Annotated in this window: 17 protein-coding genes; 11 read left to right on the plus strand and 6 right to left on the minus strand. The window is 72.2% G+C overall.

The window, feature by feature from the left end:
- Window positions 1–37 precede the first annotated feature (37 nt).
- Window positions 38–655 carry a hypothetical protein gene (locus WMF11_RS44830; protein ID WP_437975093.1) on the minus strand — a complete coding sequence of 206 codons (618 nt, stop codon included), beginning with the start codon at window positions 653–655 and terminating at the stop codon, window positions 38–40.
- Window positions 656–1,498: 843 nt separating this feature from the next.
- On the opposite strand from WMF11_RS44830, the gene WMF11_RS44835 reads away from it, so the two are divergent.
- From WMF11_RS44835 to WMF11_RS44855, 5 genes are all read left to right on the plus strand, one after another.
- Window positions 1,499–2,464, plus strand: coding sequence for a tetratricopeptide repeat protein (locus WMF11_RS44835; protein ID WP_437975094.1), 966 nt, complete (start codon window positions 1,499–1,501; stop codon window positions 2,462–2,464).
- 65 nt (window positions 2,465–2,529) lie between these two features.
- Window positions 2,530–3,417, plus strand: coding sequence for a hypothetical protein (locus WMF11_RS44840; protein WP_437975095.1), 888 nt, complete (start codon window positions 2,530–2,532; stop codon window positions 3,415–3,417).
- A 17-nt stretch (window positions 3,418–3,434) separates the two neighbouring features.
- A complete protein-coding gene (locus WMF11_RS44845; RefSeq protein ID WP_437975096.1) occupies window positions 3,435–3,935 on the plus strand; it encodes a hypothetical protein in 501 nt (166 codons plus the stop codon).
- Window positions 3,936–4,037: 102 nt separating this feature from the next.
- Window positions 4,038–4,622: a hypothetical protein gene (locus WMF11_RS44850; protein WP_437975097.1), complete on the plus strand. Its 585-nt coding sequence runs from the start codon at window positions 4,038–4,040 to the stop codon at window positions 4,620–4,622.
- Between the two features lie 374 nt (window positions 4,623–4,996).
- Window positions 4,997–5,692 (plus strand): hypothetical protein, encoded by a 696-nt coding sequence (locus WMF11_RS44855; RefSeq protein WP_437975098.1) that lies wholly within the window; start codon window positions 4,997–4,999, stop codon window positions 5,690–5,692.
- On the opposite strand, the gene WMF11_RS44860 is transcribed toward WMF11_RS44855, so the two are convergent.
- The 4 genes from WMF11_RS44860 to WMF11_RS44875 all read right to left on the minus strand — a co-directional run bounded on the left by WMF11_RS44860 (window position 5,677) and on the right by WMF11_RS44875 (window position 9,110).
- Window positions 5,677–6,177 carry a hypothetical protein gene (locus WMF11_RS44860; RefSeq protein WP_437905180.1) on the minus strand — a complete coding sequence of 167 codons (501 nt, stop codon included), beginning with the start codon at window positions 6,175–6,177 and terminating at the stop codon, window positions 5,677–5,679. The two genes, WMF11_RS44855 and WMF11_RS44860, sit on opposite strands and share 16 nt — an antisense overlap.
- Window positions 6,174–6,554, minus strand: a complete 381-nt coding sequence (locus WMF11_RS44865) for a phage holin family protein (RefSeq protein ID WP_437975099.1) — start codon at window positions 6,552–6,554, stop codon at window positions 6,174–6,176. The genes WMF11_RS44860 and WMF11_RS44865 overlap by 4 nt, the downstream gene beginning before the upstream one ends.
- A gap of 247 nt (window positions 6,555–6,801) precedes the next feature.
- Window positions 6,802–7,680: a peptide chain release factor N(5)-glutamine methyltransferase gene (gene prmC, locus WMF11_RS44870; RefSeq protein WP_437975100.1), complete on the minus strand. Its 879-nt coding sequence runs from the start codon at window positions 7,678–7,680 to the stop codon at window positions 6,802–6,804.
- A 2-nt stretch (window positions 7,681–7,682) separates the two neighbouring features.
- Window positions 7,683–9,110: a phosphomannomutase/phosphoglucomutase gene (locus WMF11_RS44875; RefSeq protein ID WP_437975101.1), complete on the minus strand. Its 1,428-nt coding sequence runs from the start codon at window positions 9,108–9,110 to the stop codon at window positions 7,683–7,685.
- A gap of 281 nt (window positions 9,111–9,391) precedes the next feature.
- On the opposite strand from WMF11_RS44875, the gene WMF11_RS44880 reads away from it, so the two are divergent.
- From WMF11_RS44880 to WMF11_RS44905, 6 genes are all read left to right on the plus strand, one after another.
- The gene (locus WMF11_RS44880) at window positions 9,392–10,537 is read left to right on the plus strand and encodes a hypothetical protein (RefSeq protein ID WP_437975102.1); all 1,146 of its coding nucleotides are present in this window, start codon (window positions 9,392–9,394) and stop codon (window positions 10,535–10,537) included.
- Between the two features lie 37 nt (window positions 10,538–10,574).
- Complete coding sequence (rsmD, locus tag WMF11_RS44885; RefSeq protein ID WP_437546715.1) at window positions 10,575–11,120, plus strand: 16S rRNA (guanine(966)-N(2))-methyltransferase RsmD; 546 nt, start codon at window positions 10,575–10,577, stop codon at window positions 11,118–11,120.
- 178 nt (window positions 11,121–11,298) lie between these two features.
- Window positions 11,299–11,916 (plus strand): AgmX/PglI C-terminal domain-containing protein, encoded by a 618-nt coding sequence (locus tag WMF11_RS44890; RefSeq protein WP_437975103.1) that lies wholly within the window; start codon window positions 11,299–11,301, stop codon window positions 11,914–11,916.
- Between the two features lie 10 nt (window positions 11,917–11,926).
- The gene (locus WMF11_RS44895; protein ID WP_437975104.1) at window positions 11,927–12,373 is read left to right on the plus strand and encodes a hypothetical protein; all 447 of its coding nucleotides are present in this window, start codon (window positions 11,927–11,929) and stop codon (window positions 12,371–12,373) included.
- A 21-nt stretch (window positions 12,374–12,394) separates the two neighbouring features.
- Window positions 12,395–13,279, plus strand: a complete 885-nt coding sequence (gene truA, locus WMF11_RS44900) for a tRNA pseudouridine(38-40) synthase TruA (protein WP_437975105.1) — start codon at window positions 12,395–12,397, stop codon at window positions 13,277–13,279.
- Window positions 13,280–13,358: 79 nt separating this feature from the next.
- The gene (locus WMF11_RS44905; protein WP_437546721.1) at window positions 13,359–14,561 is read left to right on the plus strand and encodes an exo-beta-N-acetylmuramidase NamZ family protein; all 1,203 of its coding nucleotides are present in this window, start codon (window positions 13,359–13,361) and stop codon (window positions 14,559–14,561) included.
- A gap of 16 nt (window positions 14,562–14,577) precedes the next feature.
- Here WMF11_RS44905 and WMF11_RS44910 read toward each other — a convergent pair whose 3' ends face one another.
- Window positions 14,578–14,964: an SPW repeat domain-containing protein gene (locus tag WMF11_RS44910; protein ID WP_437546723.1), complete on the minus strand. Its 387-nt coding sequence runs from the start codon at window positions 14,962–14,964 to the stop codon at window positions 14,578–14,580.
- Between the last annotated feature and the right edge of the window lie 139 nt (window positions 14,965–15,103).

The raw sequence follows: 15,103 nt of genomic DNA on the forward strand, positions 1-15,103 counted from the left end.
GCCGCCCCCGGGAGGCCCGACGGCGACCGCATGCCTATCAGCCCGTACACTGCACGACGGCGTGGCCGTCCGCATCCGGTTCGCAGGTGGCGGGTCCCCCGCACCCGTCCGGATCATCCACGACGCACGAGCAGTCGTCGGTGCCGCCGCAGGACACGGGGAGCTGCTTGCACACGAACGTCACCACGCCCGGATGCGTCGACGCATAGTCGATCTTCATGCAGTAGGAGGTGCCCGTCTCGCAGAACGTGAACCCGCACGCGAACGTGCCCTCCGGCGGTGTGCACGCGCCGTTCGCTGCGATGTCGATGCGCCCCAGCTCCGGGCAGTCCTGGCGCTGGACGGTGCCGTCGCACGAGCAGACCAGATCCATCACGTGTCCGCACTCGATCGGGACCGGGGAGCATGCGCCCTCGGCCTGGCCCTGGCCACACTGGTAGTCGGCGAAGTGACAGTACTCGCCCGCGGCGCAGTCCGCGCTCCGTGTGCACGCGGCTCCGCCGCTGTCATCGCCGCCTCCGCCTCCGGCGCCGCCTCCGCCTCCGGCGCCGCCTCCGCCGCTGTCATCGCCGCCCTGGCAGGCTGGGAGGGTCGCGAGGCCAAGGAGCAACGTGAAGAGGGACCTGGTGGACAGGTATCGGACAGAGTTGTTCATGCAGCTGTGCCATTGCAAGCAGCGCACCAGGGTTGACTGACGCGAATTCACTGGCGGTCCAGGGAGCCGCCGCGCGGCGGACCGTGCCGCATTGTGCCGGAGCCGTGGCTCACCGCGTTCGCCTTCCGGGGCGCGTGCATCGGGCCTCCGCCGCCTGGTCCGACCGCCAGCGATATCGGATGTCGCCTCACGCTATGTCGCAGGTCATGCGGCATCGCTCAAGCGAGCGGCGTCAGCGGGGTAATGTTAGGTGCTCTAAGTACCCAGATCTCTTGGCATGGGTTCGGAGAGCGATTTCAGGGCAAAGCTCATCCTCGAGCGCGGAAATTCGGCCAGACGTCGACCGGTGAAGTCCGCTGAGCCGGGCTCGTCTGCTGTTCATTCCTTGTTTGCGTCTGCGGCCTCGTCGGGCGGTTGACCTCCCGCGTGATCGTCCTCTGATGGAGCATCAGTCTCCCGCCTCCCGCGCGTCTTCGCCTTCCTCACCTTCCACCCTCTGCACCTCGTCCGCGAAGACATCGCGGCAATGGTGGTTTGGATCCCTCCTGTCGCAGTCTGGCTCCGGTATGACAGGGCACCGCGCTGGCGGTGATGCCACCATGGGACCGCCATCGATGCGCGTCCGATGAGAATGTTCGTCCCCAAGACGCAATGCAACACCCGTGTCCCTCGGGGCCTCCGGCGACCCGGAAACGTCTAGCCACGCACGCACGGACGATGTTAAGAGGAACGCCGCGCCACCGTACGCTGCCGCGCACGCCGGGCGCGTTCCGCCGACCAGGGTGATGCATGCGCAGTCCTCGACCAGCAACCGGTTTTACGTCGGGAACAGCGCTGTTCCTTGTGCTGTTCGCGGCCGCCACCGCGCACGCGGCGGGGCCTCCCGAGCGCTCCCGGCCTGTCAAGGAGCTCATCCGCGAGGCCGAGGCGGCGGTGGCTCGCCTCGATATCGCGCGGGCCCGGGAGCTGTGGGTCGAGGTCTACGAGATCGAGCGGTCGAACGTCGCGATGTGCACCATGGGCCAGCTCGACGCGCGGATGGGCCGCTGGGCGGAGGCCATGGTGGAGCTGTCGCAGTGCGTCGACCAGATGCCGGCCCCCCGTACGAAGCAGGAGCGGAGCCTGTACGAGCGCCGTCACGCCGACCTCGCCCGTGCCCGGACGCGGGTGGGCGAGATGGTCCTCGTTCCGGCGCCCGGCGTCGTGGGCATGCTCGTGAACGGCCGCGGGGTGAAGCATGGCAGCAGCCGCGTCTACGTACCGCCCGGCCAGCACGAGGTGACGGCCGTCGGCGAGGATGGTCAGGTCGCGCGCACGAGCGTGAAGGTGGAGGCGGGCGAGTCGAAGCCGGTGCCGCTCACGCTCGACAAGCCGACGCTGGCCCCGGAGGATCGCGCGCAGGCGCCCCCGGGGCCTCGGGCTCCGGGGCCGGCCGCGCCGAAAGGACCGCCGCAGGGGGCAGCCCGGCCGGGGCCGGATCTCCGGATCGTTACGACGGGCGCGATGGGCTCCGTCGGGTTCCTGGTCACGGGCGTGATGTGCCTGCAGAGCGCGCAAGGGTATGCGCTGGAGGCGAAGGCGGCCTGGGCTCGCGCCGGTGAAGGTGGGCCGGTCCGTTCGATGCCGCCTCTCGGTTACAACGAGATGGTCGATACAGCCGCCACCGGGAAGCTGATGAGCTTCCTGGGTACCGGCTCTCTAATCGTCGGGGCCGCCGCTGGCGCCGCCACCCTCGTCTACGTCTGGTGGCCGAACGACACGGAGATCCGGCTGGCTGCGCACGGAGCGGAGGTTCGCGTCCGATGGTGAGCGCCCGCGATGTCGCCCGGGCCTCGGCGGGCTCGCATCGTGACGTTCGCACGGAGGGTGGCCTGATGCGACGGTTGACGTATCTGGTCCTCGCCGCGACGCCGCTGCTCGCGTGCGAGGACGAGTCGTTTGTTCCTCTGGCTCCGCCGCAGGTCGACGCGGCGCCGGTGCTTTGGATGTGGGTGGGTCCGAGGGACGAAGCGCCTTCTTGCATCGACGGCCAGGCGCCGAAGTGGGAAGGCTGGATGCTCGAAGCACCTGAACGACAGCCGGAGACGTGCGAAGGGTGCACGTGTGGTCAGGCGGCGTGCGTGCTGCCGTCCAAGGTGACCACGAGCGCGGCGAGCTGCCCGCGCGGCGGAAGCTCGGTGGACGTCTCGGTGCACGTCGACGCCGGCGAGGCATGGGACGGGACGTGCGCCGCGCTCCCGTCGCCGGTCGAGCCGGACGAGCGTGCGTCGGTCGTCTACGAGCCGCCGGCGCTCTCGCCGTGCACGCCCTCGGGGACGCCCGAGCCGCCGCCCCTCCCGGCGAGGTTCGTGCGGGTGTGCGCCGGCAACACCGCCCAGGAGCCGCCGGGGTTCATCGCCTGCATGCAGGCCACGAGGGAGGGCAGGTGTGACCTTGCATTGACCCGCCTCGAGTTCTTCGAGGAGCTGATCGACCACCGCGCCTGCCCGCCGTGCGCGTGTGATCCCCCGGCGGGCGGGACGTGCCTCGCCGACGTCGTCCTGCATGGGGACAGCACGTGCAGCGACCGCGTGGACGCGGCGCTGTCCCTAGGCCTCGGGGACGTGCGCTGCGCGGATGTCAGGTCGCCCCTGGCGCTCGGCGCCATGAGCGCCGTTCTCGTGGACGCGGAGCCGGGCGCTTGCTCCCCCAGCGTTCCGGTCGTGACCGGCGCCGTCGAACGGCGCGAGCCGCGCGTCGTGTGCGCCTTTTCCGACATCTAGAGAAGCTCAGGGGACCCATGGGAACGCACATCTCGAGCACGCGGCTCACTCTCCTGGTCATGCTGTCGCTCCCCGCGATCGCCTGCTCGAACAATCCGGACATCGCGGGGAAGGCGATCGTCGAGCTCGACGGCGAGACCGTGGTCTACGACACGGGCGACGATGGCCGGCATTTCGTGAAGACCGGGGAGAGCTGGTCGACGTCGTGCGACGCGATAGGTGGCCGCCTCTCGATGCTCCTGCAGCGCGCGTACGATGATGACCTGCCGATCAGCTTCATCAGCTTAGAGGCCACGCCAACGAAGCTGATCAACGGGATACCTGTCAGGAATGTCGGCGTGTATCTAGGGCATGATGCCTATTATGGGCTCTGCCACGTCGTCGCGACGGTCGGCGACGACGACCCGCATGAGGTGGATTTTTCGACGACCGATTGCGCGATGGATCGAGCCCTCGACGGCCATCCGGCGTTGCTCGTCTCCGCATCGTTTCATGTCAAGGAGTGCGAGAACGAGTAGGGCACCGAAGCTGCGCGACGCACGTGACGTGGAGCCTCTCACGCGCTATCTTGTACGCTGATCGCACACGAGGTGATGAGCCTAGGATGCACGCAGTGCGAGATGGAAATAATTGATATCCGCGGCGACGTTCTTTTCAACAACGTCTCCAGCACACCAGAGGTCGCTGGCTGGATCTCTGCGCGTGTCGTGCAGGCCGCGCGCGCATGCAACGATGGGGAATCTCTCTTCGATGTCTGCGACTCCATCGACCAGAACCTCCACGAATACGCGTCAGCAGCGTACGACTTCGACAGCGGCGACATCAAGGAATCGATATCGGATGGCTGCGCCGGCGCAGACATCTTGATCGTTGAAAGTATCGAGATCACCCAGGCTCACCGCGGCAGGCGTGTCGGCCTGCTCGCCATGCGGCGGACAATAGACACCTTTGGCGACAGCTGCGCCGCCGTTGTCATCAAGCCGTTCCCGCTTCAGTTCAATGCTCGCCCGAATCACTCCTCTCCTGATCGGCCGGAATGGGAGACTCGGATGGCCATGAGCTCATTCGATGCGGACGAGAAGGCTGCGTTCGCGAAGCTGCGCAAGTACTGGACACAGCTGGGCTTTCGAAGGATTGGCAGAACCGAGTACTACGCGCTCGACATGCAGACAAAGCAGCCCCGTTGCGAGGATCTGATGCGGTGAGCGATTTCCAGAGCGTTCCGCGCTTTTGCACCGAACGCGCGAGCGAGATTGGCCGAGCGCGCCCTGGGTGATCGGAGTGACGCGCTCACAGGCATGGGCGATGGGGGGCTAACCGCTCCGCGGCCGGAACGTCTGTAGAGCATCAGTAGATTTTTCTGTCACTTGACACCGTGGGACGGCGACCGAGACCAGGCGCGCTGGCTCGCGGCGGTCCGCGCCGCTCGGAGAGCGGTGCGGGCCGGCGATGCACCCCCAGGAGCGACCGCCGGGCTTCACGGGAGCTCGCGACCCCTGGATGAAACGGGGCACACCAGCGAAGCGCGCCGCCGGATTGCGATGCCGAGCCCCGCGTCATCGTATAGGAAAGGGAGCCCATGGCGACGTGTCCCCACCTCCGCCACCTCCGACGCGCGCGCGCGGCCGCGCTGCCGGCGCTCCTTGGCCTCAGCCTGCTTCCCGCGGCCGCCGCGGCGCAGCCGACAGCGTCCGGAGAGACGCCCGCCGCCGACCCGCTGTTCGCGCCCAGACCAGCCGAGCGGCGCGGCGGGCTCGCCGCGGGCATCGCCGGAGGCCTGGCGCTCGGGAGCGCCGCCGGCTTCCAGAACGACGTCCAGAAGATCGGGTTCCAGCGCCATTACACCGAGACCGGCGTCGGGATCGGCGGGGGAGGCTACGTCTGGATCGGCGGCGCGCTCGCGGACTGGCTCACGTTCGGCGCGGCCTTCGGCGGAAACGGCCTGAGCGCCGCGGACCACACCTCCCTCACAGGCGGGTTCATGCTCCACACCGAGGTCTTCCCGCTCTTCTCGCTCGCGGATCGGTGGAGGGACGTCGGCGTCACCTTCGACGCCGGCACGGGCGTCGCGTACACGACCGCCGACGCCGATGGCGCCGAGGTCATCGACGGCGCCCTGCCGGCCCGCATCGGAGGCGGCGTGTTCTACGAGGGGATCCGGCTCTGGAAGGTGGCGATGGGCCCGTGGCTCTACGCCGACTACACATGGAGCACGTCCGTCCGCCAGCCAGGGTTCTACCTGGGGTGGCGCACCGCCCTCTACACCGGGCCCTGACCGGACGGCGGCCTGGTCCTCGACGTCGCGGCGCTGAGCTCGAGCGGGCTCCGCCGCGCCTGCGCGTCCCCCTCCGGGAGCGCCAGCGTGAGCCGGACGCCGCGCCGGATGAGCTGCATCGCCACGTACGACGCCATGCCCACCAGGATCCTCCGGCCGATCTCGCGGGACACGCTCGGCTTGCCGCGCGGCGCCACCCGCTCCGGGTGCCGCCAGAAGCGCACGAGCGCGCGGAGGCGCTCGCCGCCCAGCCGCTCGCTGCGCGCGCGCGCCCCCTTGATCAGCGCGATCGCCGCCGCGCCGCCCGCGATCGCGAGCAGGAGCCCGCCGGCCAGCACCTCGGGGCCGTGCCGGCGCACCCGCGACCGCACGTCGACGAGCGCGTGGCGCCGCCGATCGAGCGCCTCGATCGTGTGCATCAGCCGGTCGCGCAGCTCGTCCGCCCTGCGCTCGAAGTCCGCGCGTTGACCGTTCAGCCCCTTCATACGAGCTCCCGGACCAGCCGGACGTCCGCACCGAGGCGGCCCCGGGTCCTCTCGAGCGGCCTCCTCGGCGCGCGCTGGTAGCCGACCGCGCCCACCACGATCGCCAGCGCGATGAACGCCAGCCCGATCAGCAGCGCCGGCAGCGGCGCCGGCGCGATCGCCAGCGCGATCGCGACGAGCACCAGCGCGACCCCGAGGAGCGCCGCGGCCGCCGCGGCGCCGAGAGCGACGCACGACGCCTTCGCCCGCGAGATCTCCTCGTTCATCTCGTCGCGCGCCAGCGCGACCTCCACCTGCATCAGCTCCCTGGCCTCGGCGATCGCCTCCTTCACGAGATCTGCCGTCGAGCTCTCCGGCCTGGGATCCACCTGCCTCATGGGACACCTCTTCGCCTCGCGGCGTGAACGCGCTCGGGGGCGGCGCAGGCAGCCGGCGGCGCGCGGGCCACCGCCGAGCCCCCCGCCACCGACTGCGCCACGCCACCCTCGCCGTGCGTCGCTGTGCATACAGCGCGCCAGCCCCATCCTCGCGGAGGCGTGCGCGCTGCGCGGCCCTCGCGGAGGCCGCGCCATGCGGCCGCCGCGCCCGCTCTCGCCCTCTGTCCACTCTCCGCGCGGCGGGCGCTCAGGGCAGGACGCCGGAGACCACGCGCTCGTGCCCGCCGTAGTCGAGGTGCCTCGAGACGCCGCCGAACCCCGCCGCGGCGAAGAGCTCTGCCACCGCGCCCGCCTTGCCGGCCTCGACCTCCATGGCCAGCACCCCGCCGGCGGCGAGCAAGGCCGGCGCGCCCGCGACGATCCGGCGCGTGAAGACGAGGCCGTCCGGGCCCCCCGCGAGCGCGAGGTGGGGCTCGTAGCCGCGGATGTCGATCTGCAGCGCGGCGACGTCCTCGTCCGGAATGTACGGTGGGTTCGCGGTGATCAGGTCGAAGCGAAGGCCGGACGGCACGCCTGCGAAGAGATCCGAGCGCAGGAACCCCGCGTTGACCGCGCCGAGGCGGAGCGCGTTCTCGCGGGCGACGGCGAGCGCGCCGTCCGAGATGTCGACGCCGAGGACGCGGCTGGTCGGCCGCTCGCACGCGAGGCTGATGGCGACGCAGCCCGACCCGGTGCACAGGTCGAGCACGCGCGCGGAGAGGGCGAGGTGCCTCGTCCGGGCGAGGCCGACCTCGACGAGGATCTCGGTGTCGGGGCGGGGGATGAGCACGCGCGGATCGACGCGGAACGGGCGGCCGTAGAACTCCCGCACACCGAGGAGATAGGCGACCGGCTCGCCGGCGCGGCGGCGCTGGTGCAGCTCGCGGTAGGCGGCGAGCTCGGCCCGGTCGAGCGGCCGCTCGGCGTCGATGAGCAGCCCGACGCGATCGATGCCCAGCACCTTGCCGAGCAGGAGCTCGGCGTCGAGGCGCGCCGAGGACGCGCCGCGCTTCTTCAGGTCGCCCGTGGCCCAGGTGATCACCCGCCGGATCGTCCAGGCCTCGCTCTGCTGCTCGCCTTCGGACATGGTCACGGGAGCGGGGCGGCGGCGACGGCGTCGCGGACGGCGGCGGTGACGACGGCCTCGACCTCGGCGCGGGCCGCGTCGCGGTCCGCGACGGACCGCCCCTCGAACCGCAGCACCAGGATCGGGCCGGTGTTGGAGGCGCGGCAGAGGCCCCAGGCCCCGCCGCCGAAGTCGATGCGCGCGCCGTCGATGTCCACGACCGGACGGGCGCGGCGGAAGTGCTCGGTCACGCGGCGGACGACCTCGAACTTCACCGCGTCGGGGCAGTCGACGCGGATCTCGGGGGTGGCGAACGTCTCCGGCACGTCGGCGAGCAGCTCGCCGAGGGACCGCCGCGCCCGGGCGACGATCTCGAGCAGGCGGACCGTCGCGTAGATCGCGTCGTCGAACCCGAACCACCGATCGGCGAAGAACATGTGCCCGCTCATCTCGCCGGCGAGCAGGGCGCCCTCCTCTTTCATCTTGGTCTTGATGAGCGAGTGGCCCGTCTTCCAGAGGATGGGGCGCCCGCCGCGCGCGGCGATGTCGGCGTACAGCGTCTCGGAGCACTTCACCTCCCCGAGCACGGCCGAGCCGGGGCGCTCCGCGAGGAGCGAGCGCGCGAACAGGAGCAGCAGCTTGTCCCCCCAGAGCACCTCGCCGCGCTCGTCGACGACGCCGATCCGATCGCCGTCGCCGTCCCACGCGACGCCGAGCGCGGCGCCGGTCGCGAGCACGCGGGCGCGGAGCGCCTCGAGGTTCTCGGGCACGGTCGGGTCCGGGTGGTGGTTCGGGAAGAGGCCGTCGATGTCGCAGAAGAGCGCGTCCGGCGCGAAGCCGAGCGCCTCGAGCGTCCGGACGCCGAGCGGGCCGGCCGCGCCGTTGCCGGCGTCGATCACGAAGCGGACGTCGGTGCCGGGCAGGCGGGCCGCGGCGCGCACCGCCGCGATGTAGTCCTCCGCGAGATCGACCTCGGTGAGCGCGCCCCGCGCCGCCGCGCCGCCGCGGCCATCGGCGCCGCCCTGCTCGATGAGGTCGGCGAGCGCCTGGATGTCCCCGCCGAAGAACGAGGCCTTGCCGCGCATGAGCTTGAACCCGTTGTCCGGCGCCGGGTTGTGGCTCGCCGTGATCATGATCGCGCCGTCGGCGTGGAGGTGGTGCGCCGCGAAGTAGAGCAGCGGCGTCGGCCCCACCCCCGCCGAGATCACGTCGGCGCCGCCCGCGAGCAGGCCGTCCGTGAGGGCGGAGAACAGCCGGTCGCTCGAGAGGCGGCCGTCCCGGCAGACCGCCACCTCCGGCCGCGCCCGGCGAGGAGGCGCCCCCGCGGCGAGCTCGCGGCCGAGGAGCCTGGCGAACGCGGCGCCGAGCTCGCGCGCGAGCTCGCTCGTGAGGTCGCGCTCGGCGGCGCCGCGGATGTCGTACTCGCGGAAGATGTGTCGGGGGACCTTCATGGACCAGGCAGAGGAGCGCGCGGCGCCCGCGCTGCACGGCGGGCCGGCGCCCAGGACGCTCTGACACGGCGCAATCGTGGGCGAAACGAAAAACGCCGCCCGCGCAGCGTGGGCTCGCCGGCTCGTCGTCGCGCTCGCCGCCGCCTCGCCGCGCCGTCATCGCGATCGCGCCGCCTCGCCTCGCCGACATCGCGATCGCGCCGCCGCGCCGCCTCGCTGGCTCACGGATTGCGTTCCTGGCCGCCGGGCGGGTAACTTGGGCGCGTGGAGCCCAGGACCACATGATGACGCGCGCACAGAGGACCGGTCTCGCTGCCGTGGTGGCCCTCCTCGCCTGCAGCAACGCCGCCCGTGCGGCGGAGCCGTCGCCCACCGCCCTGCCGATCACCGTCGTCGTCCTCCGGACAGACGACGCCTACGACCAGGCCGGCGCGCTGACCCAGGCGCTCCGCTCGGCCATCAAGGACGCCCCGGGGTGGTCGGTCCGCGAGGAGGATTTCTCGCTCGAGGTCCTGACGCTCTCCCTCCAGTGCGACGATCGGCCCGACGCGGGCTGCCAGGCCCGCATCGCCGACCAGATCAAGAGCGACCGCTACATCTGGGGCATGCTCCGCAAGAGCAGCGACACCGAGGTCGAGGGCGAGCTGCACCTCTGGACCCGCGGCAAGCCCGAATCGAGCGTGCCGGTGAAGTACAGCGCGAACCTCACCGAGGCCAACGACGAGCCGCTCCGCAAGATCGCCGCGGAGGCGATCGCGAAGCTGACCGGCGGGCCGCCGAGCGGGGCTCTCCGCGTGAGGACGGGCGCCGCGCAGGCGAGCGTCTTCATCGACGGAAAGCCCGCCGGCAACGTGCACAACGGCGAGGCGACCTTCACGGTCACGGCCGGGCCGCACGACGTGCGCGTGAAGTCGGCCGGCTTCCTCGACTCCCAGGCGTCGGTCGTGGTCCTGCCTGTCGCCACGACGGACGTCGCGCTCAGCCAGATGCCAGCCGAATCGACGCAGACCAACTGGAAGCGCATGGGCGGGTTCATCGGCCTCGGCGCGGGCGCGGTGTTCGGCTCCGTCGCCGTCATCAGCTCCGTCCAGGTCGCGAGCATCCAGAGCGACGCGCGGTACGTGGCCTACCGAGGGCTGTTCACGGAGAACGTCGAGGACGTCTGCGCGCTCGAGAACCGCAGGGCCATCCAAGACGACTTCACCGCCGACGCGAAGACCGCCCGCAAGGGCATCGAGCTCTGCGAGAAAGCCGACACGTTCATGGCGCTCCAGTACGTCTTCTACCCGCTGGCGGTGGCGTCCGCGGGCGTCGGCGCGTACCTGCTCGTGACGAGCGACGGCCAGCGCGCGGAGCGCGCCGGCTGGAGCGTGCAGCCCAGCGTCGGCCTCGGCGGCGGCGGCGTCGACGTGACGTACCGCTGGTGAGCTCTGCCTCGCTGCCCGCGGTGACGGGGGGACGACCGTGCGGGTGATCGCCGGCCGGCTCGGCGGGCGAAGGCTCGCCGCGCCGCGCGGCGAGGGCACGCGGCCGACGGCGGACCGCGTGCGCGAGGCGCTCTTCTCCTCGCTCGGCGACGTCACCGGCGCGCTCGTCTGCGACCTGTACGCCGGCACCGGCGCGCTCGGCATCGAGGCGCTCTCGCGCGGCGCGCGGCGCGCGGTCTTCGTCGAGAGCGGCCGCCCCGCGCTCGCCGTGCTCCGCGAGAACCTCGCCGCGCTCGGCCTCGACGAGGCGGCGCGGGTCGTCCCGCTCCCCGTCGAGCGCGCGCTCGATCTGCTCCGCGACGAGGGCCCCTTCGACCTCGCCCTGCTCGATCCACCCTACGCCGTCCTGGCCAAGGCCGCCGCCGCGGCCGCGCGCCTCGCCGGCCCGCTCGGCTTGCTCGCCCCGGAAGGGCGCCTCGTCCTCGAGCACGCGCGCCGCGATCCCTCCCCGGAGATCGCCGGGCTCACCTGCGCCGCGAGCCGCGCCTACGGTGACACCGCGGTGTCGTTCTACACGCGCTGAAGCCGCCTGCGCGCGGCGCTGTCGCGTTCATCCGGGGCGCATCCAGTTTCCTGGCGCGCTTCCCTGCCCGCCCTTGTAGACTCGCCCCCGCCGGACGCGCCCGCGTCTCGGCTCCGGCGCACGACGGTCCCGCCGAAGCGGCCGGACCTCGCGCGTCTCTCCGGGAGGACTTCTCAACGTGTCCGCATCGATGCCTCCGTCGTCCCAGCAGATCCCGGGAAAATCCGGCGGCCCTGGGCCTTACATCGCAGGAATGGTCGTCCTTGCTGCGCTCATGGCGGGCCTGCTCTACTGGAAGCTTCGCCCGGAGCCGGCCGCGCCGCCTGCCGCGCCGACCGCCGCTGTCCCCGCCGAGACGAAGCCCGCGGAGCCTCCGCCGCTGTTCGCGCCCCCGCCGCCGCCGCCCGTCGAGGAGGTCGAGGACGCCGGCGTGGACGCCGGCAAGGTCGCGTCGGGGCAGGGCCCGGCCACCACCGGCAAGTCGCCTTGCTCCGGCAAGTGCGGCGACGGCGCGACCTCGCCCGCGCTCGACTCCGCCGTCCTGGGGCTCGCTCGCTCGGCGCAGGGTTGTTATAACCGCGCGCTGCGCACCTCGGAGGTCTCCGGCAAGCTGACGGTGAGCGTGCAGGTGGCCTCCACCGGCGCGGTGTGCAGCGCCTCGATCCTCAACGACACGGTGGGCTCGGGCGAGATTGCGTCTTGCGTCCTGGGACGTTTCCGCGGCAAATCACTGCCTCCGCCGCAGAGCGGATGCGTCGTGGTGAACGTTCCGATCAACTTCACCATCAAGCAATAGGAAGCAGCCGATGCGAACGCTCCCCCCCCGGATGGCCAGCTTGCTCCTCCTCGCGCTCGCGCTCGCGCCGCTCGTCCTGCAGAGCGCCGCGTGCCACGTCGATGAAGGGACCACGGCGCTCTGCGACAACAACCTCGACGCCGACCAGGGAATCGAGAACGATCCGGCCGGTTGTTATCAGCTCCCGTCCTGCGTGGTGAACGGCCAGCTGGCGGCCCCTGAGGAGTGCTGCAAGAACGCGGAGGGCCTCGTCAACCTGGAGTGCGTCAAGGGGTATGCGTCGCGGACCTCCTCGGCCAGCACGGGCGGCGACGGCGGCTCGGACGGCGACGGCGGCTCGGACGGCGACGGCGGCTCGGACGGCGACGGGGGAAGCGGCGGCGCGGGTGGTGCCGGCGGCTCGGGCGGCGCGGGTGGTGCGGGTGGCGCGGGCGGCGCCGGGGGGAGCGGCGGCTAGGCCGCGCGCGTCGATCGCGCCGTGGCGAGGAGCGCCGCTTCGAGCCGGGGGATCCTGCTCTCGGTCGCCTACGACGGGCGCCCGTTCGCGGGCTTCGCTCGCCAGCGCGACCAGCGTACGGTCTCGGGAGAGCTGCTCGGCGCGCTGCGGGTCATCGACCCCGGCATCCGCGAGATCCGCGGCGCGAGCCGCACCGACGCGGGCGTCCACGCGCGCGACCAGCGGGTCGCCTTCGACACGACGGCGCCGCTGCCGACGCGCGGCTGGGTCCTCGCGACCGCGCGCCACCTCCCGGACGAGATCGTGATCCGGCGCGCGGCCGTGGTGCGCCTCGGGTTCTCGCCGCGCTTCGAGAGCCTCCGCAAGCGCTACCGCTACCTGGTCCTCCGGGATCTGGTCCGAGACCCTTTCCTCAGCCGTCGCGCCTGGCGGGTCGAGGGCATCACGGACGAGGCGATCGAGCGGGCGCGCGCCGAGGCGCTCGCCGCGAAGGGCACCCACGACTTCGCCGCGTTCCGGACGAGCGCGGACGAGCGGACGACCACGGTGCGGACGCTGTACGGCGTCGAGCTGTCGCTCGATCCCGCGGACCCGCGCGTCGTGCGGATCGACGTCGAGGGGAACGCGTTCCTGCACAACATGGTGCGCATCCTGGTCGGCACCTTGATGGACGTGGCGCGCGGCCACCTCGCGCCCGGCGCGATCGCGCGCGCGCTCTCGTCGCTGGACCGGCGCGACGCGGGGATCACGGCGCCGCCGGACGGGCTCTACCTAGAGCGCATCCACCTGCGCGACGACGGGCAGGAGGCCTGGCCGGCGGGACCTTCCGACGGAAGCTCGGGGGACGGGGACGACGCCGAACCGACGGACCTCGACGCGCCGGCGGAGCGCGCCCCCGAGGAGTGACGCCGCCCGTCGCCGCGCGTCACACAGAATCCACCGCGGACGCATGGACGGCCCGCGCTCGCCTTGGTAGCACAGCGACGTGCACGTCGGACTGGACCGCCTCCCGGATCTTCCGCAGCTCCAGCGCCTCCGTTCGACTCGCCTGGGGGTGCTTGCGCACCCGGCGAGCGTCGATCGCGAGCTGACCCACATCGCCTTCGTCCTCGAGCGCCTCCGCCTGCGCCCGCGCCTCTTCTTCGGCCCGGAGCACGGCTATGGCGGCGAGGCGCAGGACATGGCGACGGTGATGAGCAGCGTCGACGCGCGCTCCGGCGCGGGCATCGTCAGCCTGTACGGCGAGAGCTTCGAGGATCTCTCGCCTTCCGCCGCGGATCTCGCGCAGATCGACGTGCTCCTCATCGATCTCGCCGACGTCGGCGCGCGGTACTACACGTTCGTCTGGACGGCGCTCCTCGCGCTGCGGGCGGCGCACGCGGCGGGCGTGCACGTCGTGCTGCTCGACAGGCCGAACCCCCTCGGGGGCGCGGCGGAGAGCGTCGAGGGCGCGACGCAGGCGCCGGGGTTCCTGTCGTTCGTGGGCCTGGAGCCGGTGCCCATCCGCCACTCGCTCACGGTGGGCGAGCTGGTCGCGCTCTTCGCGCGGCGCGAGGGCATCCCGCTCGGCGACGTCGCCTGCGGGCTGCAGGTCGTGGCGGTCGAGGGGCATCGCCGGGAGGCGCTCGCGTCGGGGTGGGATCGCCCGTTCGTCTTGCCGTCGCCCAACATGCCGACGGCGGACACCGCGCTCGTCTACCCGGGCGGCTGCCTGCTGGAGGGGACGAACCTGTCGGAGGGCCGCGGCACGACGCGCCCGTTCGAGATCGTGGGCGCCCCCTGGCTCGACGGCCGCGATCTCGCCGCGCGCCTCGCGTCCACGGCGCTGCCGGGCTTCGTCGCGCGGCCGCTCACCTTCCGGCCCACCTTCCAGAAGCACGCGGGCAAGATCTGCGGCGGCGTCCAGATCCACGTCACCGATCCGCGCGCCTTCCTCCCGGTCGCGACGTACGTCGCGCTCATCGCGTTCGCCTGCAGGCAGCAGCCGGAGCAGTTCCGCTTCCGCACCGAGCGGTACGAGTACGTCGACACGATCCCGGCCTTCGATCTGCTCACCGGCTCCGCTGCCGCGCGCCTCGCCATCGAGGCCGGCGAGGATCCGCTGGCGATCGCCATGGAGGTGTCGCGCGCGGATCCGGCCTGGCCCGAGGTGATGCGGGAGGCGCAGGCGGCCGTCTCCGCCTGCTGAGCGCCGCCCGCGCGGCTCAGCGATCGTAGCGGTCGTACGGCTCCTGCCGGGAGGCGGCGCCGGTCGAGTACCTCGTGGTGAGGGCGACGAGCACGAGCGCGAGCCCGGTGACCACGAAGAAGGTCCGGGCCGGGAGATCGGCGGAGAACCCGAACAGCCAGGGCGACGCGAGGAGCGCGGCGGCGAGGGAGGTCTCCAGCGCGCCGTGCACCGAAAACGGGATCATCCTGGCCGCGCCGAGCGGCTGATCGGACAGCAGCGTCACGACGAGGTGCGCCACGGCGGCGACGTAGCAGACCGCCGTGGGCACCGGATCGAGGCGGAGCGCGAGCGGCGCGAGCGCGAGCAGGACGACGACCGCGTAATCGACGTATCCATGGTGGCGGGGAGATAGAAGCTTCATCGGTGCCTCCTTGGAGGAGCTCCCCTCAGCCGGTGCATCGCATGTGCCGGTGAGCGGCTGTCGGCGCGCGCGCCCCGGCCGCTCCGGAACGCAGCGCCGGCCAGGATCAGCGTGGTTGTCGCTCGCCCGGGACGGGCAG

The sequence above is a fragment of the Sorangium sp. So ce295 genome (assembly GCF_051527405.1).
Taxonomy (GTDB): domain Bacteria; phylum Myxococcota_A; class Polyangia; order Polyangiales; family Polyangiaceae; genus Sorangium; species Sorangium cellulosum_B.